This is a genomic window from Limisphaerales bacterium, from assembly GCA_014382585.1.
Taxonomy (GTDB): Bacteria; Verrucomicrobiota; Verrucomicrobiia; order Limisphaerales; family UBA1100; genus JACNJL01.
This window is the reverse complement of sequence record JACNJL010000053.1, coordinates 37,542-59,726: the sequence shown is the minus strand read 5'-3', so window position 1 is coordinate 59,726 and position 22,185 is coordinate 37,542. Positions and strand designations below refer to the sequence as shown.

Annotated in this window: 22 protein-coding genes; 9 read left to right on the top strand and 13 right to left on the bottom strand. The window is 58.5% G+C overall.

Features of this window, described 5'->3' with window-relative positions; translation table 11 throughout:
* Window positions 1–159, top strand: a 159-nt coding sequence (locus H8E27_12140; protein MBC8326363.1) for a PQQ-binding-like beta-propeller repeat protein, incomplete at its 5' end; no start/stop codon positions are given.
* A gap of 418 nt (window positions 160–577) precedes the next feature.
* Here the strand turns inward: H8E27_12140 and larC are convergent.
* From larC to H8E27_12105, 7 genes are all read right to left on the bottom strand, one after another.
* Window positions 578–1,876, bottom strand: coding sequence for a nickel pincer cofactor biosynthesis protein LarC (gene larC / locus H8E27_12135; protein MBC8326362.1), 1,299 nt, complete (start codon window positions 1,874–1,876; stop codon window positions 578–580).
* A gap of 41 nt (window positions 1,877–1,917) precedes the next feature.
* Window positions 1,918–2,178, bottom strand: a complete 261-nt coding sequence (locus H8E27_12130) for a hypothetical protein (GenBank protein ID MBC8326361.1) — start codon at window positions 2,176–2,178, stop codon at window positions 1,918–1,920.
* 9 nt (window positions 2,179–2,187) lie between these two features.
* The gene (locus H8E27_12125) at window positions 2,188–2,424 is read right to left on the bottom strand and encodes a hypothetical protein (GenBank protein ID MBC8326360.1); all 237 of its coding nucleotides are present in this window, start codon (window positions 2,422–2,424) and stop codon (window positions 2,188–2,190) included.
* Between the two features lie 13 nt (window positions 2,425–2,437).
* Window positions 2,438–3,418: a serine protease gene (locus H8E27_12120; GenBank protein ID MBC8326359.1), complete on the bottom strand. Its 981-nt coding sequence runs from the start codon at window positions 3,416–3,418 to the stop codon at window positions 2,438–2,440.
* Window positions 3,415–4,173, bottom strand: coding sequence for a nickel pincer cofactor biosynthesis protein LarB (larB, locus tag H8E27_12115; GenBank protein ID MBC8326358.1), 759 nt, complete (start codon window positions 4,171–4,173; stop codon window positions 3,415–3,417). The genes H8E27_12120 and larB overlap by 4 nt, the downstream gene beginning before the upstream one ends.
* A gap of 152 nt (window positions 4,174–4,325) precedes the next feature.
* A complete protein-coding gene (locus tag H8E27_12110) occupies window positions 4,326–5,789 on the bottom strand; it encodes a glycine--tRNA ligase (GenBank protein ID MBC8326357.1) in 1,464 nt (487 codons plus the stop codon).
* Between the two features lie 233 nt (window positions 5,790–6,022).
* Window positions 6,023–6,367, bottom strand: a complete 345-nt coding sequence (locus H8E27_12105) for an SEL1-like repeat protein (GenBank protein ID MBC8326356.1) — start codon at window positions 6,365–6,367, stop codon at window positions 6,023–6,025.
* Between the two features lie 71 nt (window positions 6,368–6,438).
* Here H8E27_12105 and H8E27_12100 point away from each other — a divergent pair, with 71 nt between their 5' ends.
* Window positions 6,439–6,867: a hypothetical protein gene (locus H8E27_12100; GenBank protein ID MBC8326355.1), complete on the top strand. Its 429-nt coding sequence runs from the start codon at window positions 6,439–6,441 to the stop codon at window positions 6,865–6,867.
* Between the two features lie 48 nt (window positions 6,868–6,915).
* Here H8E27_12100 and H8E27_12095 read toward each other — a convergent pair whose 3' ends face one another.
* A complete protein-coding gene (locus tag H8E27_12095) occupies window positions 6,916–7,593 on the bottom strand; it encodes a hypothetical protein (protein ID MBC8326354.1) in 678 nt (225 codons plus the stop codon).
* Between the two features lie 83 nt (window positions 7,594–7,676).
* Between H8E27_12095 and H8E27_12090 the strand changes: the two genes are divergently transcribed.
* A complete protein-coding gene (locus H8E27_12090; GenBank protein ID MBC8326353.1) occupies window positions 7,677–9,029 on the top strand; it encodes a DUF839 domain-containing protein in 1,353 nt (450 codons plus the stop codon).
* A gap of 41 nt (window positions 9,030–9,070) precedes the next feature.
* On the opposite strand, the gene H8E27_12085 is transcribed toward H8E27_12090, so the two are convergent.
* Entirely contained in the window at window positions 9,071–9,817 is a 747-nt protein-coding gene (locus H8E27_12085) for a prepilin-type N-terminal cleavage/methylation domain-containing protein (protein ID MBC8326352.1), read from the bottom strand.
* A gap of 77 nt (window positions 9,818–9,894) precedes the next feature.
* Here H8E27_12085 and H8E27_12080 point away from each other — a divergent pair, with 77 nt between their 5' ends.
* Window positions 9,895–10,692, top strand: a complete 798-nt coding sequence (locus tag H8E27_12080; GenBank protein ID MBC8326351.1) for a hypothetical protein — start codon at window positions 9,895–9,897, stop codon at window positions 10,690–10,692.
* On the opposite strand, the gene H8E27_12075 is transcribed toward H8E27_12080, so the two are convergent.
* Window positions 10,628–12,343 (bottom strand): hypothetical protein, encoded by a 1,716-nt coding sequence (locus H8E27_12075; protein ID MBC8326350.1) that lies wholly within the window; start codon window positions 12,341–12,343, stop codon window positions 10,628–10,630. The two genes, H8E27_12080 and H8E27_12075, sit on opposite strands and share 65 nt — an antisense overlap.
* Window positions 12,344–12,401: 58 nt before the next feature.
* Entirely contained in the window at window positions 12,402–13,823 is a 1,422-nt protein-coding gene (locus tag H8E27_12070; GenBank protein MBC8326349.1) for a DUF2851 family protein, read from the bottom strand.
* A gap of 89 nt (window positions 13,824–13,912) precedes the next feature.
* Between H8E27_12070 and H8E27_12065 the strand changes: the two genes are divergently transcribed.
* From H8E27_12065 to H8E27_12045, 5 genes are read left to right on the top strand one after another with little or no spacing between them, the layout of a single operon-like run.
* On the top strand, window positions 13,913–15,274 hold the full coding sequence (locus tag H8E27_12065; GenBank protein MBC8326348.1) for a trypsin-like peptidase domain-containing protein: 1,362 nt from the start codon (window positions 13,913–13,915) through the stop codon (window positions 15,272–15,274).
* Window positions 15,275–15,313: 39 nt separating this feature from the next.
* A complete protein-coding gene (locus H8E27_12060; protein MBC8326347.1) occupies window positions 15,314–16,255 on the top strand; it encodes an ABC transporter ATP-binding protein in 942 nt (313 codons plus the stop codon).
* Window positions 16,252–17,004: an ABC transporter permease subunit gene (locus H8E27_12055; GenBank protein MBC8326346.1), complete on the top strand. Its 753-nt coding sequence runs from the start codon at window positions 16,252–16,254 to the stop codon at window positions 17,002–17,004. The genes H8E27_12060 and H8E27_12055 overlap by 4 nt, the downstream gene beginning before the upstream one ends.
* Window positions 17,005–18,480 (top strand): GldG family protein, encoded by a 1,476-nt coding sequence (locus H8E27_12050; GenBank protein MBC8326345.1) that lies wholly within the window; start codon window positions 17,005–17,007, stop codon window positions 18,478–18,480.
* Window positions 18,481–18,488: 8 nt separating this feature from the next.
* Entirely contained in the window at window positions 18,489–20,291 is a 1,803-nt protein-coding gene (locus tag H8E27_12045; GenBank protein MBC8326344.1) for a DUF4340 domain-containing protein, read from the top strand.
* A 5-nt stretch (window positions 20,292–20,296) separates the two neighbouring features.
* Here the strand turns inward: H8E27_12045 and atpC are convergent, their stop codons facing one another.
* Both atpC and atpD read right to left on the bottom strand, forming a co-directional pair.
* Window positions 20,297–20,710 (bottom strand): ATP synthase F1 subunit epsilon, encoded by a 414-nt coding sequence (atpC, locus tag H8E27_12040; GenBank protein MBC8326343.1) that lies wholly within the window; start codon window positions 20,708–20,710, stop codon window positions 20,297–20,299.
* A gap of 8 nt (window positions 20,711–20,718) precedes the next feature.
* Window positions 20,719–22,167: a F0F1 ATP synthase subunit beta gene (gene atpD, locus H8E27_12035; GenBank protein MBC8326342.1), complete on the bottom strand. Its 1,449-nt coding sequence runs from the start codon at window positions 22,165–22,167 to the stop codon at window positions 20,719–20,721.
* Between the last annotated feature and the right edge of the window lie 18 nt (window positions 22,168–22,185).

The following is a 22,185-nucleotide window of genomic DNA, read 5'->3' as shown; positions in this document are numbered from 1 at the left end:
TCCTCCCCCGCCATCGGTTCTGATGGCACCGTTTACGTCGGGTCACTTGACCACAAGCTCTATGCCTTCAAGACCGATTCCAAAGGCCTCGCAACTAGCCCATGGCCCATGCGTGGGCAAAACCCCCAACACACCGGCCGCGCGCCCACGAACGAATAAAACCCAATTAACGCGCGGCACATCCGCCTTTCCGCCCGTGTTGCGGGTCACAGTGGTGAGGTAGGGCGGTTTCTCCGAAACCGCCTCGGCGCGCTCGGAGAGCACGCCCTACCAGTTAGTGGATTGGCGCTTGACGATAGCGGACTCGCGGGCTCGTCCCTCCATTGACAACGGGGCCGCGATGGAGGGACGAATTCCACCTCGTCCCTATCTGGTTTAACTCCGCGGCAACGGCGCGCCGTAGCTGGCCACAGTGCTGAGGTAGGGCGGTTTCTCCGAAACCGCCTCGGCGCGCTCGGAGAGCACGCCCTACCAGTTAGTGGATTGGCGCTTGACGATAGCGGACTCGCGGGCTCGTCCCTCCATTGACAATGGGGCCGCGATGAAGGGACGAGCATGCGAGTCCATCAACCCAATATCAGCGCAAACGCGCGGCTGCCACGGCGGCATCATACACCGCTTTGAGTGGCACCTCGGCTTTTGCGGCAATGGCGCGGCAGCTTTCGTATTCCGGCGCGACCTGCACGGTTTCGCCGTTGAGTTTACCCAGCTTCACGGTCACTTCGCCGTGGGGGGTGGAAACGGTTTGGGTTTCGCGCTGGAGTTTGCGGCGTTCGGTAAGGGTGCGGCGCACGCCGAAGGTGGTGGTTTCGCGCAGGATCATTTCGCAGAACTGATCGGCATCGCCCTCGGCACAGAGCACGCTGAGCTGCACGCCGGGGCGGTTCTTTTTCATCTGGATGGCCGTGTGCACCACGTCCAACGCGCCGGCCTTTAGGGCGCGTTCCACAAAGTCACCGAGCACCTCGGAGCTGATGTCGTCGAGGTTGGTTTCCAAAACTGAAATTGTGTCTGTCTCCCAATCATTGCGGCTGCTGGCGGCGGTTTCCTCGCCCAATACGGCGCGCAACACGTTGGGCCGGGTTTGACAATCGCGGGTGCCGAGACCAAACCCGACCTTCTCCGGCGTAAGATGTTGCAACGGCCCAAAGTCCTCGGCGAATTCGGCAATCAAGGCAGCGCCGGTGGGCGTGATGAGTTCGTTGGGCTCATCGCATTGGGTGATGGCCACGCCGCGTTCGGCGAGGATGTTCAACGTGGCCGGCGCGGGAATGGGAAAGCGGCCATGCGCGCACATAATAAAGCCGGTGCCTTCAATGACTGGCCCACTGCGCACGCGTGGTTTGCCCAACAGCTCCAGCGCGATGCAACCGCCGACGATGTCGACGATGGAATCCACCGCGCCCACCTCGTGAAAGTGCACTTCAAACGGCGGCATGCCATGGATCTTCCCCTCGGCATTGGCCACGCGCTGGAAGACGGCCACGGATTTTTGCTTCACCCAATCGCTCAAGGTGCTGGTGTGGATCATCTCCGAAATCTGCGCGAAGTTGCGACTGTGCCCATGGCCCTCGCCGCCGCCGTGGCTGTGTTCATGGGAATGATCATGCCCGTGATCATGCGAATGGCTGTGTTCGTGACTGTGCGAATGGGAATGATCGTGATCGGCCTCACCGCCGCACGCGAGGTGCACATCAAACTTCACGCCATCAATGGCGCATTTCTGCCGGCGATTGGCGCTGAGCGTGTAGCCCTCGAGCTTGAGCTTTTGCAGCTCCGCCTCCAGCGCCTCGAAGTCCACGCCCAGGTCCATCATCGCGCCCAAAAACATATCGCCGCTAATGCCGCTGAAAATATCGAGATAGAGAGTCTTCATGAAACACAGATTCGCATGTTGAGGGAAATGCGCGGCAACGGTCAGGTGGCCGTGATTTCCACGTGCGCTTCAAACCCGAGATCGCGCAGGATGGATTCGCAATCGGCCCATTCCAAACCGAACGCCCGCACATCCGCCACGCCCAGGCGCGCCAGCGCGGCCGACACGACCTCGGCATTCGACTCATCCACATCGCTGTCCATCAACGCCGTTTCCGCCCAGCTGACCAATTCGGCTGACGTGCATTCATGGCGCAAATACGCGGTGAGCTTTTCAGCGATGACCTGTTTGGTAATGGTCATGGATTCACCTTACAACTTCCGGTGGCCTTTATCCACCGGATATTTCTCGTGCACTTCCTTCAACCGGCCTTGGGCGTCATGGATCTCCTGCCAAAACTTGACGGTGTTTTCCTGTGCATCCACTTCCTTCAAATAACGCGCCGTCCAACCGGACCGCCCTTTCACCTCCCGACGATAAAGCCGCCCCCCTGAAGGCAACTCCTCCCATTCCGGAAACTTCCGTTCATTTAGTTGGCGAGAACCCATCGATCATTGGGAGTTATTGAATCGGCACCAGCCGGATGGTGAGGTCGCGGGGGTTTTCTCCGGTTCGATCGGTGGCGCGCATGCGGATTGTTTCGCCGGGCCGATGGCGGCGCAGGGCGTTCACATAATCCTCGGTGCGCTCCACTGGCCAGCCGTCCAGCGTGGTGATGATATCCCACTCCTTCAAACCCGCGCGGCCGGCCGGGCCGTTGGGTTGCAGCTGGCGCACGACCAATCCGCGCAGGCTGCCGGGTAGCGGTTTCAGAAAGCCGGGATCCTGCGACCACAATTCCTCCACGCCCATTTGCAGAGTCGGCGTGGCCTGATCGCGGCGGGTTTCCAACAGGGTTTGCAGAGACGCCAGCGGCGCGGCGTAGGCGATGCCTTGATGCCCGCCCTTGATAGTCATGGCCGCGCTTTGCACGCCAAAGATTCGGCCGCGCGCATTCACCCACGGCCCACCCGAGGTGCCGATGGGCGAGATGGCGGAGATGTGCACAATCTCCCGAAAGGCGCCGTCGTAAAATTCATACGTCGGCCGGGCGCGCGCCACGCGGCCGGCAATCATGACGTCGTGGCGAAACACCGGAGCGCCATAAAGATACACTGGCTCGCCCGGCCGCGGCGCGCGCCGGGCCAGTTGCAAATGCGGATACGCCGTTTCGCGCGCGGGCAATTGCAGCAAGGCCAGATCGTGCCCGCGATCCAGCGCCACCCACTGCACTGGATGCCGCCCCAACGCCGGCGAATGCGCCTCCAGTTTGACGTCGGTTTCGGACGCATTGGGCAACATGTGCGCGGCGATCAGCACGCTACCGCCGGCATCCACAATACTGCCCGAACCGGCCATGCGACCGTTTACCAGAATCTCCACGGCCGCCGGCTCGACCCGCTCATAAACCGCCGCCGCTGATGGAATAGGGGCGACACAGCCCATCTCGCCCAAAGCAACAACCCCCAAGAGGGTCGCGATTGTGAGTCGAAGGTATTTCATGAATCGGTCAGCGCATTGATTTGGCTGGCGGCGTAGGCGGCGCCGAAGCCGTTGTCGATGTTGACGACGGTGACGCCGCTGCCGCAGGAATTTAACATGCCGAGCAGCGCGGCCACGCCCTCGAAGCTGGCACCGTAGCCAATGCTGGTGGGCACGGCGATGACGGGTTTGTCGACCAAACCGGCCACCACGCTGGGCAAGGCGCCTTCCATGCCGGCCACGACAATGATGACGTTGGCCTCACGGAAATCCTCCACGCGCGCCAGCAACCGGTGCAGGCCGGCGACACCGACATCGAACAGGCGCTGGACAGGGTTACCCATCGTCTCCGCGGTGACCGCGGCTTCCTCGGCCACGGGTAGATCGCTGGTGCCGGCAGAGAGGATGGCGATAGTGCCGACGCGTTGGGGTTTGGATTTTTTCTTTTCGATCACCACGCAGCGAGCGGTTTCGTGGTGAACGGCTTTTTTGAATTTTTTCGACAACGCCTTGGCGTGGGCGGACGTGGTGCGGGTGATGAGCACGCGATCGCTTTGCTTGAGAATTTCGCCGGCAATCTTGACGACTTGCACGGGGGTTTTGCCCGCCCCGAAGATGACCTCAGGAAAGCCCTGCCGCAGGGCGCGGTGTTGATCCACCTGTGCGAAGCCGAGGTCGGTGACCGGTTCCTTACCAAGAGCAGCAAGCGCCTGCGCCTGGCTGATTTTGCCAGCGCGGAAATCCTCAAGCAGCTGAGTCGCTTCGGTGGGGGTCATGGGGAATACTCAGTTTTCCATAATCATTTTTCAAGGATGAAGATGGGGGAATGACCAAGGCCCAAATTCCAAAGCCCAAGGAATGCCCAATCCACAATCTCCATGGGCATTGGGAATTCCTTGGGGATTGGTCATTGTCCCTTGGTTATTTTCTACCGAATTTTCTCCAGCAGAAACGGCAGGAGCTCGCTGATGGGCATTCGCGTTTGCTCCATGGTATCGCGACCGCGCAGGGTGATGGTGTCCTTGGCCTCATCGCCGTTTTCGCCAAGCGTATCGAAATCGATGGTCACACCGTAAGGCGTGCCGGCCTCGTCCTGACGCCGATAACGCCGGCCAATGGCCCCGCCTTCATCATAAAACACCGCCATGTGCGGGCGGAGCAGATTGCACACCTCGCGCGCTTTAGCGACCAGCTCAGGCTTGTTCTTGAGTAACGGGAACACGCCCACCTTGTACGGCGCAATGCGCGGGTGAAACTTCATGACCACGCGCGTCTCTTCCTTGCCCTTTTCGTTGGTGATCGTTTCCTCGTGGTAGGCGTTACAAATGAACGCCAGCACCGTGCGGTCCGCGCCGGCGGCCGGCTCGATGACGTGCGGCACGTAGCGTTCCTTGGTTTCCTCGTTGAGGATGGTCATGTCCTTGCCGCTGCCGGGATATTTCGGGTTGCCGTCCTCGCCTTTTTCCACCACCAACTCATCGCCTTCGCGCACGAGCTTGCCTTCCATGTGCGAGCGCAGATCAAAATCGCCGCGGTGGGCGATCCCTTCCAGCTCGCCAAACTCGCCTTCCTCGCAGAACGGAAATGCGTACTCCACATCAGCCGTGCCCACGGAGTAATGCGAAAGCTCATCGGCATCGTGGTCACGCAAAATCAATTTCGCTGGATCGATGCCCAGATCCGTGTACCACTTGAAACGCCGGTCGCGCCAGTAGGCATACCACTTGGGCGATTCCTCGGGATGACAGAAAAACTCCATCTCCATTTGCTCAAATTCCCGCGTGCGGAAGGTGAAATTGCGCGGGGTGATTTCGTTGCGAAAACTTTTGCCCTGTTGCGCGATGCCGAAGGGGATCTTCACGCGGTTGCTGTCCATCACGTTCTTGAAATTCACGAACATCCCCTGCGCCGTCTCCGGCCGCAGGAACGCCTTGTTCTCCTCATCGCGCAACGCGCCCACGTACGTCTCGAACATCAGGTTAAAATCGCGCGGCTCCGTCAGGTCGCACGCCTCGTGGTCGCCCGGGCATTTGCTCGGCTTCTGCGGGCACTCACTGGTGGACACGTGATCGGCGCGGAACCGGCTCTTGCACGTCCGGCAATCCACCATTTGGTCCGCAAACAAATCGTAATGGCCGGACGTTTTCCAAACGCGCGGATGCATGATGATACTCGACTCGATGCCCACCATTTGGAACGTGCTCGGCGTGCCCTCCGGCTGGGCCAGCTCGTCGTGTGTGGTGATCATATCGCGCCACCACGCCTCCTTGATGTTGCGTTTCAACTCCACCCCCAGCGGGCCGTAATCCCACAGGCCGCGCAGTCCGCCATAGATTTCGGAGGATTGAAAAACAAACCCGCGCCGCTTGCACAACGACACAATGGCATCCATCAATGAATTATCTTTAGCCTTGTCCTTACCCATAAGGCGGCGAGTGTATCGGGTAAACCGGCGGAGAAGTCAAGGCAAGGGCGGGGGAAGGTCCAATGACCACCCCCCAAAAACCCAACTTGGGATTTTGAGATTGGAAATGAGTCTTGGACATTTCAGAGCCGCCGGGAACTTTGCAGGTAGGGCGTGCTCTCCGAGCGCGCCTTGGCGGTTTCGGAGAAACCGCCCTACCTTCACTTCGCCAGCTTCGGATTTTTCTTGAGCATTTCCTTGGAGAGTTTTTGTGCTTCAGCGATTTGCTCCTCAGTCATTTTCTTGGCGATGATGCCTTTGCTTTTCTTTGCATCCGCGTCGCCGCTGAAGGCAGCGATGTTCCACCAAGCATAGGCAGTCACATGGTCTTTCAGCACGCCCTTGCCAGTATAATATTTGTCCCCCAGAGCACTTTGCGCCTTTGCATCATTTTTTTCTACCAAGGCCTTCAGTGCCTTGAAATCCTTCGACAACGCCTTGTCCTTGTCCGCGCAGGATGCTAGCAGGCACAGGCATAGTCCTAATATAATTAGTGCTATTTTCATCGTGCCCAGATTCAAGCGTATTGGCGAGTGGGTGTAAACTTCTTTTCTGGCTGAGGGGACGGCGGGCACCAATGGACCTTCATCGCCAAGCCAAGCTGGCCGATCCCCAGCTGGATCAATGGAATTATAAAAGCGGCAGCCACATCGCCGGTGACAGCCTGCTGGTCGGCGGATCGGATAATTATAAAATGTACGATCTCACCAGCGGCGCGCAGCTGGGTAAACCGCTCAAGTGGTTCCGCCGCGGTTGCACCCCTCTGCGCACCAGCCCCTATCTCGCCACCACCCGCTACCAAGGCAATGCCGCGGTCATTGATCTCGACACCCAAAAGTTTCAACCCATTTGGAACCTCCGCGCCGCCTGCAGCAACAACATCTTTCCTGCCAATGGCGTCCTCAACGTCCCCAACCTTTCCGGCGGTTGCACCTGCAACTACACGCCCACGAGCATGGCCCTCGTCCCGCGCGCGGTATTGCTCCCGATAAAGAAAAATGACTGACCAAGCGTAACCTGCCCGCCCGTACGCGCACGATTCCGGTGACGAACATCACCAGCTTCCGTAAACTGGATTCGGCAGCATAAATTTCTGCGCGCCCCATTTCAGCTTGAGGTCATCCGGAAAATCGTGCGCCGCATCGCCGAACCACGCCACCACCCGTTGCGCCCCATACGGGGCCATGCGCCGACTGCCCTCGAGCACTTCCCGCTGGCGGATGGCCTTGGTGTCGGATTTCTCGCGGCGCAGCAGAAAAATATTGGAGTCGGCCGTGAGCCCCAGTTTTTTTAAATTGGCGCGCGTCGCATCGAGGCCGGTCGTAAAACGGTTGCTGAGAAAAACAATGCGCGCGCGCGGGAGCGTGCGGACTTTGGCGATAAACTCCTTCGCCCCCGGCACAAATCCCGCATCCGAACATGCCACCCACGCGGCCCACGCAGCTTGACTGTGGCCTTGGCCGCTGGCCTCGAGTTGCCGCTGATAATTGGAATTATCCAGCACCGTTTCATCCAAATCCATCACGATCACCCACGGGCCGTTTGCCGCACGTGCGGCCGGTGCCACCTTTTCCCAAGCGGCAGCGTAGGTTTGTTGGCAGACGGCTCGGTACTCGCTGGATTTTGTCACCCAATTGAGCGCTGTGGTAAACGGTGCAGTTTTTGGTGTGGACGGCGAAGCGCAGCCGATGCCAAACAAACACATTAGCGCAAAGATCAAAATCGCTTTCACGCGGACATTGAAACGGATGTGTAAAATTAATCGAGTTTCTTTTCCGGCGTAGGCGCGATAGCCTTGCCCGGCGATTAATCGAAATGAACACACGGCGACATTTTTTGAAAACTGGGGCCGCGTTGGCGGCGGGGTTTGGCGGATTACAATTGCTTACAAACACGGCTGGGGCGCGGGCAGTGAAGGGGTACGGGACTTTGCTGGCGGATCCAAAAAAGATTCTGGATTTGCCGAAAGGGTTCTCATATCGCGTGATTTCCAAAGCGGGCTCGCGGATGGCTGATGGTTTACAAGTTCCCGGTGCGCCAGACGGAATGGCGGCGTTCCCGGGGGAGAATGGGTTGACGGTGTTGGTGCGGAATCACGAATTGAATCCGGCGATCACCGGCTCGTCCGGGCCCTTTGGTGAAAGTAATAAAAAACTCACGGATAAAATCCGCGCAAAAATGTATGACGCCGGCGGGCAACACAAAGGCAAGCAAGTGCCGCCCAGCCTCGGCGGCACAACGACGGTGGTGTACGACACCAAACGCGAACGCACGGTGCGGGAGTTTCTCAGTCTCGCCGGCACGGTGCGCAATTGCGCGGGCGGGCCCACGCCATGGAACAGCTGGATCACCTGCGAGGAAACCGCGGATCGCGCGGGCGGCACGTTGATGCACGACCACGGTTATAATTTTGAAGTGCCGGCCACCACGCAGCCGAGCCTTGCGCACGCGGTGGCGTTGAAGGCGATGGGGCGCTTCCGGCACGAAGCGGTGGCGGTGGATCCCAAAACAGGCATCGTTTATCAAACGGAAGATCTGGGCGACAGCGCGATTTATCGGTTTATCCCCAAGACCCCCGGCACGCTCGCCGCGGGCGGAAAATTGCAGGCGCTGGTGGTGCGCGATTCATTTGCTTTAGACACACGAAACTGGAAGGAGCAAATCGTGCGCGTCGGGGCGAAGCATTTAATCACGTGGGTGGACCTCAATGAGGTGGAATCTCCCAAGAATGATTTGCGACTGCAGGCGCAGGCCAAAGGCGCAGCGAAATTCGCGCGGGGCGAAGGGATGTGGTGGGCGGATGGCAGCGTATATTTCGTCTGCACCAATGGCGGCAAAAAACAGTACGGCCAAATTTGGAAATACCTCCCCGCCACCGGCACGCTGGAACTCTACGCGGAGCCGAATGATCAGGCGATCATCGACCGCGCGGATAATCTCACAGTCGCGCCGTGGGGTGATTTGGTGTTGTGCGAAGACGGCCCGGGCGAGCAATTTCTCTCCGGCATTTCGCCGCAGGGCGGTTTTTATAAAATCGCCCGCAACGCCGCGAGCAACAGCGAATTTGCCGGGGCCACTTTTTCGCCTGATGGCACCACGCTCTTCGTGAACATCCAGCGCCAAGGGTTTACTCTCGCCATCACCGGTCCGTGGCGGCGGACGGGATAAGCAGGTTTATGTGAACACGGATACAGGATAAATCACTGTGTTCAATACCGATCCCATAAATTGTTTGGATGCCGCAATGGCAATCCATAGCCAAGCTGGGCAGGCGTGAGCGTCTCGGCGTGGCCATCCACAAAGGCATTGTTCGCTCGACCAAGATGGCGGGGCATCAACCGTGCAGGAGCAAAATACCAAAGTGGATCCGCAGCCGAACGAAGCGTCCAACAGCCACGTGGGCGGGTGGCGTCTTCCTGCCATTCATTGATCGGGCGGTTCATTGTGGCGCGTGTCACGAATGCAGCGTCGGCAAACAATACGGTTTGCGAAGGCCGTTGAATTTCCGCCAAGGACGGGGTGTCGGATTCCGATTGCACAAGAAATGCGCCGGATACTTGCAGGTTCATACCATAGCCGATGGCGCGCTCTGAACCGCAGTGCATACAGGGGCAGCGAAAAACGCGGTCATCACCCACATAGGCTTGCAGGAGGTCGGGCCAGAAAGTCAGGTTCACCGTGGGCACCAGCGCGCCGTTGTGAGGCGGACGCCACACGGCATGTGGAACAAGTTGGTCGTTGTGATCGCTGGAATAAATCGTGTGCGCGATGGAAAGATTTCGGGTATTGTTCAGGCACTGCAGTTCCTGCGCCTTGTCGCGCACCTTCACAAAGGCCGGGCCCATCATCGAGAGCATCATGGCCATGAGCGCAAAGATCACGAGCAACTCAATGAGGGTAAACGCCCGGGAGCCCTTTGGGCCCCCACGGACTTTGGCAAGCCGGTCCGTATTCATAGTTCAACAGACGTGCAACGGACAACGCTGGTTACTGCAGGCTCGCCAGACGGGCTGCTGAATGTTATATTGAGGGCATGGGAACAGATGAATCTTTGCAGGAAACCCCCAGTAACTTCAGCGAATGGCGATGGCCGATTGTGATTCTGATGCTGGCGTTGATTGCCTTGGGGGCATTTATCAAATCGCTTAACACCGCAAAGGAAACCACCCTCGCCACGGTGAAAGAAACAGCAGGCGCAGTGGAGAAAAGTTTCCGTAAAGTGTCGGATATTGCGGATCGTTTTCAGCAAACGAAAATCACACATACCTTTGAAGAATCCATCCCCGAAGTCAAAGGCACCGGCGAAGGCAACCTCGAATTGGCCACGATCAAGTACACCGAAACCATTAAACGCACCAACAAGCGCACCATTTTGTGGCGACAAATCAGCCTCGGAACCACCGTCACTGAAATCAAAGTACCCGCTACGTTTCGTTATCACCTACGCCTGAGTGATCCGTGGAAACTCGAAGTCCACGACCAGCAATGCGTGGTAATTGCCCCGCGCCTGCGCGCCTCACTGCCGGTGGCTATCCACACCGACCGAATGTCTAAACGCTCCGAACAAGGCTGGGGCCGCTGGAATGCCGATGAACAAATGGCCGCGCTGGAGCGCTCACTCACCCCGCGCTTCAACAGCTATGCGCAGCAGGAAAATCACGTGAGACAGGTGCGCGAAGAAGCGCGCCACACGGTGGCGAATTTTGTGAAAGAATGGCTACTCAAAGAAGATCACTGGCGCACGAACCGCTTTAAGTCCATCCGCGTCATCTTCGCCGATGAAGCCGAAGCTCATCAGGCACTACTAAATCCGACGTTGGAATTAAACTGACCTGAGCGGCGGCCTCTGGTTTCGCCGCCGGTTTGTCTGGCTTCAAGGGGAACACCGAGGCCATCACCATCACCTGAATGATGCCCGCCACACCGATGGCCGTGAGCATCACTGTCCACGTCTTCAGCGTTTCTTTTTCGGTGAACCCACTCATCCGCTGCACCACCCAAAACCCACTGTCATTCATCCACGAAAGCGGGAACGCCCCAAACCCAATCGCGAGGCAAAAATAAATGGGATGACACCCAAGCGATCCGTCGGCGGCCATCGCGGCCAAAATCGGGGCCATGATGCCTGAGCCGGTGATCATTGAAACCGTGGCCGAACCCTGCGCGGCGCGAATCACCGCCGTCAACAGCCACGCCATGAACAACATGCCCGCCGTGCCGCCCTCACTGACCCCGATTTGCTTGATAGTGTCGCCAATGCCCGTTTCCCGGATCATGCTGCCAAACGCGCCGCCCGCACCCGTAATGAGGATGATCACACCGGCCACCTCCAGCGGGGAATTGACAGACTCACCCAGTTTGTCGAGCGTCCATCCCCGTTGCTTGGCCAGCGTGTACATGGCGATCAAGGCCGCGAGAAACATCGCCACATTTTTGTTCCCCAAAAATTCCAGCACCCCCATCAAGGCCGCGGGGACATGCAGGCTCACCCCATCCAGTTCACCCAGAAAATCCACGAACGTCACCATGGCGATCAACACCACCGGCAACACCACCGGCAGCAGGGAAATGCCAAACCCCGGCAACTCGTCCGCCTTCTTTTTTACGATGTTGCCCAGCTCCTCCAGCGAGGAACCGCGCGTCTCGCGGAGCGGGATGTTCAGCTTTTCGTTAAACCGCTTGGCCAGCCACATCACGATTGCCACTGGGATGATGGAGGCGAACAATCCGGCGATGATGGCCGCGCCCGCAGATTGCCCGAGGTTTTCGGCAATCATCAACGGCCCGGGGGTGGGCGGCACAATCGTGTGGGTAATCGCGCCCGCGCCGGCCACCACACACACATAAAGCGTGTAGTTTTTGCCCGTCCGCAACGCCAACGCCCGCGCCAGCGGAATGATCAGAAAGAAAACCGTATCGAAAAACACAGGAATCGATAGGATGAATCCACTGATCAACATCGCCCAAGCCGCGCGGTCCTCGCCCAAGGTATTCATCAACCGCCGCACAATCTGGTCCGCCGCGCCACTTTCCATCATGCACATGCCGATAATCGCCGCCATGGCGATCACGAACCCGATGCCTCCCACCAATTTGCCAAACCCAGCCATGGACAACGAAACCGCCTTGCCCCAATGATTCACACTGCCGTCCGGGCGCAAATGATTCTTGGTCATCTCCTGGCGGTCCGCTTCCGGAATCGCCAGTTGCTCCGTGGCGTTGAAATAGCCATCCGGTTTTTCGTTTTCTCCGGTGGTATCATACTGCTTCAACTTTTCCATGAGCTGGGCCTGTTTTTCACTGTAGCTGTCCGGCAGCTGCGGAGTGAGCACGCCCACCAGCACGGCCCCCAAAGTCAGACCCAGAAAGGGGTGCAGTCGAAATTTGACAATGCTGAGGATGACAAAGACCACGCCAGCGGCGAGGATCCAGAAGGGCGTGTAATCGACAGGTTCAGTAGCGGCAGCAAGCAGTGTTTCCATGGCCAGATAGTGTTCAGCGAACGCCCAAAGGAAACGAGAAATGCCTCAACGTGTCGATTTATTTTAAATCAAAATTTTCCGCCCAGCCTCGCACGAGATCGGGGAAAGCGCAGCCCTCGCAGGTGGCCGGAGCGTGGTCACAGAAATCACGGGTAATCTGGATGAGTCCCTGCTGGGCGGCGGCATTGGCGAGACGGCGCGGAGTGCCGAAGAGCCGTTGGCGGGCGAGTTTAAGGATGGCGTTATCCTGCGAAGGAGGCCACACGGCATAGCGGGCAGCGATACGGGATTGCATTTCAGAGTTGTTGCCGGCGACGGCTCGCGCATGGAACCACGGGAGAATGACGTTGATGGCAAGGTCCGTCACGCGCGCGGTGCCGAGCAAGGCACAGGGCTTGGGCTGAGGCGGGCTACGAAAAGTCCAGTGATGTTTCCAAAATGACTCCGGCTGCACGGCGAGCGTTTCGGTTAATGAAGATGCAAGTTTGGTTTTAGGGAAGTCAATGTGCAACCACTGCTCCAAGCGCGCCAGCAAGTCAGCGCGCGCCAACCAATGAGCCAGCAGGGCGAGGCGACGGATGGGATGATTGGCCGGACGCAAGCCGCCAAAGCGCCAAACCGTTTTGGGGGAAATGATGTTCTCAAACGCATCACGTTCGCGCCACCAGCAATCCCAAAGCGCTCGGAGGTGTTTGCGGGCAGCGGGCGTTTGTGCAGGTAAATTGTCGGTGAGCAATCCGCCCACGCCAAGCAAACGCGCCTGCCAGCCCATTGCATTGGCAGTCCCGATGGCGCGCAGTGTGGGCAGATGATCCGCGAGGTGTTGCATCGGCCACGTGTTATTCTTGTAACCAAGCGCGCGGAACAACCCGTGCCAAAGGGCACTTTCCCAACCGTGCCGTCGCGCGTGCCGGGCGAGGGTGTCAGCCTTTTCTCCCAACCGCACGGCGGCCGCTTCACTAAGTAGAGTCTCTTGATGTTCAATGGTTAATTCAGCCAGCGGCGCGCGGCATTTACCGGCAAACTGCAACGGCAACCACGGCTCCGCCGCCTGCCAATCAGCCAGCTCGGCAAGCGGGGCATCGATATGAGGCTGCATGCGCAACGTAGGCAGGGCGATTTTGGCGGGGCCATTCCAAATGACGTGAAAAATGACTCCTCCAAAGGCGGGATTCGTGTGATGACCGTGCGCGCGCCAATCGGCGCCGGTGGAATCCACTTCCACATCCCCGCAGGCGGGAACTACATCGCCCACTTGGATGACGGCGCGCTGGAAATCCGGGCCGGCTTCGTGATTCCAAAAACCCGGATGTAACACCCGCACCGGGCGGCCATCGGTGGTTAGCAGCGCCTCACGCCGAAGGCGTTGGTGCTGCCAAATGGACTGCATTAGCCGCTCGGGCGGTGTGTCTCCGGCGGTCTCGCGAACTTGCGCCTCCACAGATTGGGCGCGCCATTGTGAATAAAAGCTGCCTGTCATTCAATCGGCTTGCCGTTGCACGAGGCTCATTTTTCTGCCAGATTGGCGTTGGACACTGCGCGCGCTGGGGTTGAATAAACCCTAATCTCATGAAAAAAATCGTCAATATTATATTTGCACTGTTCGCACTGACCATGCACGCCACAGCGGCGGACGGCCCGAGGCGCGATGCCGTCGTGCGCGCGGTGGAAAAAGTGATGCCCGCGGTAGTCAATATCCGCACCGAGACGGTGATGGAAATCCGCGATCCCTTTGCGGAATTGTTTCGCGATTTCTGGAATCCCTATCATGGGCAACATGGGCAACCACACCGCGATGTACGCCAAAGCCTCGGCTCGGGCGTGATCATTGATCCCGAAGGCTATTTGCTGACCAACGACCACGTGGTGCGCCGCGCCACGCGCATCCAAGTTCGGCTCAGCGACGGACGCGAGTTGGAGGCCGAACGCGTGGCATACAACCAGCGCGCTGATTTGGCGTTGCTCAAACTCAAAGCCAAGCCCGGCACGCAATTCAAAGCCGTCACCTTCGCGCGCGATGACGATTTGTTGCTCGGCGAAACCGTGCTTGCGCTCGGCAATCCATTCGGCCTCGGCGGCTCAGTCAGCCGCGGCATTCTCAGCAGCAAAGCCCGCCGTGCACCCGAGGCCAACGCCGTACTCGATATCGCCAACTGGCTGCAAACCGACGCGGCCATCAACCCCGGAAATAGCGGAGGCCCGCTCGTCAATCTCGATGGCAAGCTCATCGGCATCAATGTGGCCATCCACCGGCAGGGACAGGGCCTCGGCTTTTCCATTCCCATTAAGCGCGTGAACGCGGCGCTCGGCGATTTTTTTACCCCGGAATATCTGCGCGGCCTCTGGCTGGGCGCGCGGGTGCGGGTGGATGGCGACCGCTTGCGGCTGGCGACCGTGGAACCGGGCAGCCCCGCTGCCCACGCCGGACTGTCCGCCGGCGATACGGTGCTGGAAGTCAACGGGAAGGCCGTAGACGGGTTTGTGAACTGGGCCAAGGCCATTACTACAGGCGGTGCGAACCAGAACATCAAAGCAGAGATTCGCATCTTTCGCGGCGGACGCGCACACCCGGTGACCGTCACGATGCAGCCGGAGGAAAAAGTATTTAACGCCAAGCTCATCAAGCAACGCCTCGGCCTCACAGTGCGACCCCTCACCCGCGCAGTGGCAGAACAAACGGGCCTTTCGTTTTTTGGCGGTTACTTAATTACCGAAGTGGAAGCCGATGGCCCGGGGGCATTGGCGAATCTAAAACACGGCAGCACGATTCGCGAAGTTAACGGACTTACGCCGCCCAATGTGGTGGCCTTTGCGCGAATGATCCGCGGATTGGAACGCGGCGAAGCCGTGCGACTGGGAGTCGTTTGGGAAATCCGCCGCGGAGCGTTCCTCCAACGGCATAGCGGCGAAGCAACATTGAAGGCACGTTAGATGGCGGACAACACTCACGACATCCCCGCGCCCAAGCCAATGATTGAGGTGGAAAACCTCACCAAACTTTACGGCAGCCGTCCGGCAATTCGCGATATTTCCTTTACCGTGGGGCGCGGTGAAATTGTCGGTTTCCTGGGCCCCAACGGCGCGGGCAAAAGCACAACCATGCGCATCCTCGCCGGATTTCTGGCCGCCACCGAAGGCACCGTGCGGATCGCCGGCTACGACGTCGCCGGAGCCTCGCAGGAGGTGCGGCGGCGCGTGGGGTTTATGCCGGAAAACAACCCGCTGCACACAGATATGCGTGTGCGGGAATATCTGAAATTTCGCGCACGGCTCAAAGGGCTGGGGCAACAAGCCAGCCGCGATCGCGTGGATGCGGTGATCGAACAATTCAATCTCGCCGATGCCGCACGGCAAATGATTGGCGAACTCTCCAAGGGCTACCGCCAACGTGTGGGCTTGGCCGATGCACTCGTACACGAGCCGGCAGTGATCATTCTCGATGAACCCACCATTGGGCTCGATCCGCATCAAGTGCGCACCGTGCGGCAGTGCATAAAACAGCTCGCGGAAAATCATACGGTATTGATTTCATCGCACATTTTGCCCGAGGTGGAAGTGACGTGTTCACAGCTAATGATTTTCCACGAGGGACGCGTGGAGGCCACAGACACTCCGGCCAATTTGGAGCGCAAGCTGGGCGGGCAGCAGCGCATCACCGTGGAACTGGAAGCGGAGCCGGATGTTTTGGAAACGGCTTGGGAAGAAATGGCCGAAGTGGAACACCACCGCATCACACCGGCGGAAGGGCGCTTCCAGCGCTGCCGCTTGACGCCGCGCGACGGGCTAGATTTACGTTCGGAAATTGCCGCGCTTGCGCGCACCCGTGGCTGGCCGTTGCGCGAACTGACGCGTGACCGCCACACGTTGGAGGATATTTTTGTTCATATCACACAAAAGGACGAAGACGAATGAGCACGTTGATCACCCTCACGCGGCGCGAATTGGCAGGACATTTTTTGTCCTTCCGCGGCTATGTGATTTTAGCGGGCGTGCAGTTCTTGCTGGGGCTGAGTTTGTTGCTCATTGTGGACACGCTGAACAACCGGCCATTTGATTTACCGATCACAGAAAAATTCCCAAGCACGGGATTGTTTTGGCTGGTCCTGCTGCTCGTGACGCCGGTGATCACGATGCGCACCTTCGCCCGCGAGAAATCCACCGGCACGTTTGAGACACTGATGACCACGCCGGTGAGTGACCTGCAAGTGGTGCTGGCAAAATTCAGCGGTGCATTCGGTTTTTATTTGCTGACGTTTTTGCCGATGGCGGCATTTCCGTTCATTCTCAAGCACTATGCGGCGGTTTTCCCACAGGTGGATGCCGGGCCGGTGGCGAGCACTTTTCTGGGGATCGCGTTGATTGGTTCATTTTATATGGCGCTGGGGTGCTTCACCTCCAGCCTCACGCGCAGCCAAATCGTCGCGGCGATGACGAGCTTCACGCTGGGGACTGGAATTTTTATGATCGGGTTACTGGGAGAAATCAGCCCGCCGACCGACACCCCGATGTACACCGCGCTGCGACACATTTCGGTACTGGAACACATGAAGGATTTTTCCTCGGGCATCATCGATACGCGGCACGTGATTTTTTACCTGAGCCTCACCGCCGTGTTTTTGTTCCTCACCTGCCAATCCATCGGCAGCCGACGCTGGAAATAAATGAGCACACCCGGAAATGAAAGCTACTCGACCGGCCGCCGTTGGAGCGGGTGGATCAACTGCACGCTGGCGGTGCTTTCGGTGTTGGCGCTGACGGCAATGGCCAATTACCTGTCGTATCGAAATTATTCCCGAGCGTCCGTAGCAGAAAATATCGACCTCAAATTTTCCTCGCGCACAGAGGTGATGCTGCGGCAATTGGACAATACCGTGACCGTGACGGTGTTTTATGACGAGGAAGAATCCACGCGGGTGTTGGTGCTGGAACTGTTAAAAAAATATCAACACGCCAATCCACTCATACGCTTCACGACGGTCAATCCGTTACGCGAACCGGCCCGCGCACGGGAAGTGATCCGGCGCTGTCGACTCCCGGAGCAGGCGCGCAACCTGGTGATCTTCGAGGCCAATCAACGGATGCAAATTATCACTCACGGACAACTCACAAAAATGGATGTGGCCGGCCGAACTCCGAAAGGCGAATTGGTATTTAAGCGCACGGCGTTTCTTGGCGAATTACATTTTACCTCCGCAATCAACGCGGTGTCGAATCCGGTCGAGCCGCAGGTGTATTTTCTCACCGGCCACGGCGAGCATAGCCCCACGAACACGGGCAATGCCGGCTACACAAAATGTCTGCGGCTGTTGACGGACCTTGGCGCGGTGGCGTCCCCGCTTCAGCTCAATCGAAACACGGGCATCCCCACCGATTGCCGGTTGCTGGTGCTGGCCGGACCGCGCACGGAAATTGGCCCCACTGAACGCGCCAAGCTGGAGCAATATTTGCAAAATGGCGGACGGATGATGGTGTTGCTCAACCGCGATTCACGCGCGGGCCTGGAATATTTACTCGAACGCTGGGCGGTGACCGCGCACAACGATGTGATCCTCGATCCTGAAAACACGTTGGGCGATGGCACTTTGCGGGTGCAACAATTTATGTCGCATCCCTCCGTGCGCGCGTTGCAAAAAGGAGAACTCGCGGTGCGGCTTCTGATGCCGCGCGGAGTGGAAGCGAACACCAACAGCGCGCTGGCCGCAGAAGGCACCCAAGCCACAACACTGATGGTTACCGGCCCCACCGCCACCGCGCGGGAAACCAGCGCCAACGGACCGGCAGGCATCACCCGTTCGGGTTCACTGTCGGTGGCGGTAGCGGTGGAGAAGGGTGCCATCCCGGGCGTACAGGCACAAAATGCCACACGGCTTACGCGGCTGGTGGTGGTGGGCGACTCCGCGTTCTTGCGAAATGACCGAATGGATACGGACGCCAATCGCGAGTTTGCATGGCATACGATCAACTGGCTGCTCAACCGCGCTTCGCTGCTCAAGGGCATCGGGCCCAAACCCATTCGCGAATATCGATTTGAATATACCAAACCGCAAAAACACCGGATGTTCGCACTGCTGCTGGGCATATTGCCCGCCGGCACGTTGTTACTGGGCGCAATGGTGTGGCTGCGAAGGCGAGCCTGAATGAACCCATGATTACGAAACAAACAATGTGGCTGCTGGGCGCGGTGGTGATTATGTTCGGCTATATTTGGGCCTTCGAACGCGAGGCGGCGCCGAGCCCTTCCGAAGTGCCGGAGCTTTGGGGAGCGTTCAAGCCCAACAACATTCGCGCCCTGCGCATTTCTTATGGCACCAACTCTTTCCGCCTCGAACAGGATGCCGGCCAATGGCGATTCACCGAACCGATGCACTATCCCGCGCAAGCCGAGCCGGTACTGGCGCTGCTGCAAGCGTGCGCGGCACTGACCGCCACCGATTATTTGAAGCCGGGCGAAGTAAGCCATTTATCTGAATTCGAACTGGCTCCACCCAAAGTCATTCTTCACCTGGAACGCGATGGCGGCAACCCGCTGGAGCTACGGCTGGGCAGTGAAGTCCTGTTGAGCCATTCCATTTACGCACAATCTTCAGGCAATGACGGGGTGTTTGTTTTGCCCAAAGAATTTCTCAATTACTTCCCGGCAGGCAATCATGTGTGGCGCGATCGCCTGGTGTTTCATCTCAGCCAACGCGAAGCAAAAATCGATACGGTGATGATGCGTAACGGCCCACTGCGGATGACACTAAACCGCCCGGCCACCAACCGAATATGGAGCGTCACCCAACCCAAACCGGTGAAGCGCGGCAACAGCCAATATATCCAGCAAGTGCTCACGCAATTATGGCAATGGGAAGTACAGCATTTTGTTCCCGATCGGCACGCGGCCCAACTCGAAGCGTTTGGCTTACGCCCGCCTGCGGCGGAGCTGGAACTGCGGCAAGGCACCAACCGCCTAGCTTGGGTGCAATTCGGCCACAGCCCCACCAACCAACCAGGACTGGTATATGCGCGGCTGATGAACCATTCCAACGTGGTCATCGTGGCCCGCGCTGAATTAGAGCCCCTGCGCTCCAAGGATTGGACCTTTTGTGACCGCCACCTCGCCAGCCGGTTTGTGCCCAGCGAACTCGCCCGCATCGAAGTGATGGCCAACGAGCCCTTCACCCTCACGCAAAACACCAATAGCGTGTGGAGCCTAACCGCGCCCGTACCGCTGCCGGCAGATCAGGAATTGGTGTTTGAATTACTCGCAAATCTCGGCCGACTCCAAGCCGTTGATCGGGCTGCGGAAGTGGTCGCCAACTTTGACGAATACGGGCTCGCCCAGCCAAGCGCCAGTTTCACCCTGCGCAATCGCGGCGGCACAAACACGATCCGCTCGCAAATTTCGTTCGGCTCGCCCGTTAACAATAGCGACCAACTGTACGCTCGCCGCCACGACGAAGACACGGCTTACACTGTGGCTCGAGCAGATCAACAGCGATTGCCTTCGTGGTCGTATCAATTGCGCGACCGGCAGTTGTGGAATTTCACCGGCAAGGACGTGGTTAAATTTACCATAACCCTCGGCGACAAAATAGCCACGCTCGAGCGCAACAACGCCGGCCAATGGACACAACCGGGGCTGCAGCTTTCAGCGAAAGAATCCGGCGAAATCAACCTGGCGATCAATCAACTCGGGCGATTCAAGGCCCACGATTGGACTGCACGCGGTGATGACAAGCGCGGGGTGTACGGAATTCTTGAGGAGAAAAAAATGCTAACGTTGCAGCTCCGGCGCGGTGGTGAAACGGTTGAACGCAAACTGGAATTCGGTCGGCGATCCCCCAGGCGCAATCCGTATGCGATGGCCACGGATCCGTTGAAACAGGAACCAGTGGTGTTTGAGTTCCCCTCGGAAATATTTGAAAACGCGGTGTTCGACCTCTTCAAGCTCACGCAAACGCGTTAGCAAGTTTATCGTCTGGATCGCTTCGCCTTGAGTTGGGCGGCGGAGTAAAGGATGGCTTGGTTGAGTGCCTTCGCTTCGTCTTCGGTCAAATCGCCACCTTCTTCGAGTCTCTTTTCGGCTTTGGCCAAGGCTTCTTCGGCAGCGGCTTCGTCGATGTCTGCGCTGCCGATGGCGTTGTCAGTGAGGATGGCCACGTGGTCGCCGGTGATTTCCGCGAAGCCTTCGCCCACAGCCAGAATATCCTCAGCACCACTTTTTTTGACGATGAGTTCGCCCGCCTGCACTTTGGTCATCAATGGAACGTGGTTCGGGTAAATGCCCGTGTCGCCTTCGCTGCCGGGGAGGGTGACCATCTCCACGTCCTCGGAGTAAATCACTGCCTCCGGGGTGACGATTTCAAGTTTGAGCGTGTCGGCCATCTTCGATGTTAGTCCTGAATCTCGTCGATGCCGCCCTTCATATAGAAATTGCTCTCCGGCACGTCGTCGTGTTTGCCATCGAGAATTTCGGCGAAGCCTTTGACGGTATCCGCCACGTCCACCTGTTTGCCGGGCGTGCCGGTGAACACTTCCGCCACACTGAAGGGCTGCGAAAGGAAACGCTGAATTTTACGCGCGCGGAACACGGTTTGTTTGTCCTCCGGCGAAAGTTCGTCCATGCCGAGAATGGCGATGATGTCCTGCAATTCTTTGTAGCGTTGCAGCACCGCCTGCACGCCGCGCGCCACGCGGTAATGCTCCTCGCCCACGATGTCCGCCGTGAGCGCCAGCGAAGTGGACGCCAGCGGATCGACCGCCGGATAAATGCCCAGCTCGGCAATGGAACGCTCGAGCACGATGGTGGCGTCCAAGTGCGCAAACGTGGTGGCGGGTGCGGGATCGGTCAAATCATCCGCCGGCACGTACACCGCCTGGAAAGAGGTGATGGAACCTTTCTTTGTGGAAGTGATGCGTTCCTGCAAATCACCCATCTCGGCGGCTAGCGTCGGTTGATAACCCACGGCCGACGGCGTGCGCCCCAGCAACGCGCTCACCTCGGAACCGGCTTGTGAGAAGCGGAAAATGTTGTCCACGAAAAGCAGCACGTCCTGATTTTTTTCGTCGCGGAAATATTCGGTTACCGCCAATGCCGAAAGCGCCACGCGCAAACGCGCGCCGGGCGGTTCGTTCATTTGGCCGTATACCAGCCCAATCCGCGAGCCGGGCGCGAGCACCGGCAAACCGCGATCATTAAATTTCGTGTGACCGTTTTCGTCCTTCTCAGTTTTGATGACGTCGGCCTCGATCATTTCGTTGTAAAGATCGTTGCCTTCGCGTGTGCGTTCGCCCACGCCGGCGAACATCGAAATGCCGCCGTGCAGCTTCGCGATGTTGTTGATCAGCTCCATAATGATCACCGTCTTGCCCACGCCCGCACCGCCGAACGCGCCAACTTTGCCGCCCTTCAGGAACGGGCAAATTAAATCGATGACCTTAATGCCGGTGGTCAGCACCTGCTGCGAAGTGGATTGCTCGGTGAGCGGTGGTGCTGCGCGGTGAATGGGGTTGAACGTGTCGGCCTCAACCGGCCCTTGCTCATCCACGGCCTCGCCGGTGACGTTGAATACGCGGCCCATCACCGCATCGCCAACGGGCATACTGATGGGCGCGTCGGCGTCGGTGAGTTCCATTCCGCGCCGCAAGCCCTCGGTGGAGCTCATCGCCACAGCGCGCACCCAGTTGTCGCCCAAATGCTGCTGCACCTCGAGCGTCAGCTTGGTGGTCTTGCCGTCCACGTCGAACTCAACGGTGAGCGCGTTGTAAATGGCGGGCAGGCTGTCGGTGAACTCCGCGTCCACCACCGGTCCAATGATCTGTACAATCTTGCCTTTATTCATTTCGTGATTATCTGGTTA

What these genes read in the sequence shown, in the direction of transcription:
- larC (MBC8326362.1), bottom strand. Translation starts at nt 1,876, where the DNA reads ATGAAGACTCTCTATCTCGATATTTTCAGCGGCATTAGCGGCGATATG.
- H8E27_12130 (MBC8326361.1), bottom strand. Translation starts at nt 2,178, where the DNA reads ATGACCATTACCAAACAGGTCATCGCTGAAAAGCTCACCGCGTATTTG.
- H8E27_12125 (MBC8326360.1), bottom strand. Translation starts at nt 2,424, where the DNA reads ATGGGTTCTCGCCAACTAAATGAACGGAAGTTTCCGGAATGGGAGGAG.
- H8E27_12120 (MBC8326359.1), bottom strand. Translation starts at nt 3,418, where the DNA reads ATGAAATACCTTCGACTCACAATCGCGACCCTCTTGGGGGTTGTTGCT.
- larB (MBC8326358.1), bottom strand. Translation starts at nt 4,173, where the DNA reads ATGACCCCCACCGAAGCGACTCAGCTGCTTGAGGATTTCCGCGCTGGC.
- H8E27_12110 (MBC8326357.1), bottom strand. Translation starts at nt 5,789, where the DNA reads ATGGATGCCATTGTGTCGTTGTGCAAGCGGCGCGGGTTTGTTTTTCAA.
- H8E27_12105 (MBC8326356.1), bottom strand. Translation starts at nt 6,367, where the DNA reads ATGAAAATAGCACTAATTATATTAGGACTATGCCTGTGCCTGCTAGCA.
- H8E27_12100 (MBC8326355.1), top strand. Translation starts at nt 6,439, where the DNA reads ATGGACCTTCATCGCCAAGCCAAGCTGGCCGATCCCCAGCTGGATCAA.
- H8E27_12090 (MBC8326353.1), top strand. Translation starts at nt 7,677, where the DNA reads ATGAACACACGGCGACATTTTTTGAAAACTGGGGCCGCGTTGGCGGCG.
- H8E27_12085 (MBC8326352.1), bottom strand. Translation starts at nt 9,817, where the DNA reads ATGAATACGGACCGGCTTGCCAAAGTCCGTGGGGGCCCAAAGGGCTCC.
- H8E27_12080 (MBC8326351.1), top strand. Translation starts at nt 9,895, where the DNA reads ATGGGAACAGATGAATCTTTGCAGGAAACCCCCAGTAACTTCAGCGAA.
- H8E27_12075 (MBC8326350.1), bottom strand. Translation starts at nt 12,343, where the DNA reads ATGGAAACACTGCTTGCTGCCGCTACTGAACCTGTCGATTACACGCCC.
- H8E27_12070 (MBC8326349.1), bottom strand. Translation starts at nt 13,823, where the DNA reads ATGACAGGCAGCTTTTATTCACAATGGCGCGCCCAATCTGTGGAGGCG.
- H8E27_12065 (MBC8326348.1), top strand. Translation starts at nt 13,913, where the DNA reads ATGAAAAAAATCGTCAATATTATATTTGCACTGTTCGCACTGACCATG.
- H8E27_12060 (MBC8326347.1), top strand. Translation starts at nt 15,314, where the DNA reads ATGATTGAGGTGGAAAACCTCACCAAACTTTACGGCAGCCGTCCGGCA.
- H8E27_12055 (MBC8326346.1), top strand. Translation starts at nt 16,252, where the DNA reads ATGAGCACGTTGATCACCCTCACGCGGCGCGAATTGGCAGGACATTTT.
- H8E27_12050 (MBC8326345.1), top strand. Translation starts at nt 17,005, where the DNA reads ATGAGCACACCCGGAAATGAAAGCTACTCGACCGGCCGCCGTTGGAGC.
- H8E27_12045 (MBC8326344.1), top strand. Translation starts at nt 18,489, where the DNA reads ATGATTACGAAACAAACAATGTGGCTGCTGGGCGCGGTGGTGATTATG.
- atpC (MBC8326343.1), bottom strand. Translation starts at nt 20,710, where the DNA reads ATGGCCGACACGCTCAAACTTGAAATCGTCACCCCGGAGGCAGTGATT.
- atpD (MBC8326342.1), bottom strand. Translation starts at nt 22,167, where the DNA reads ATGAATAAAGGCAAGATTGTACAGATCATTGGACCGGTGGTGGACGCG.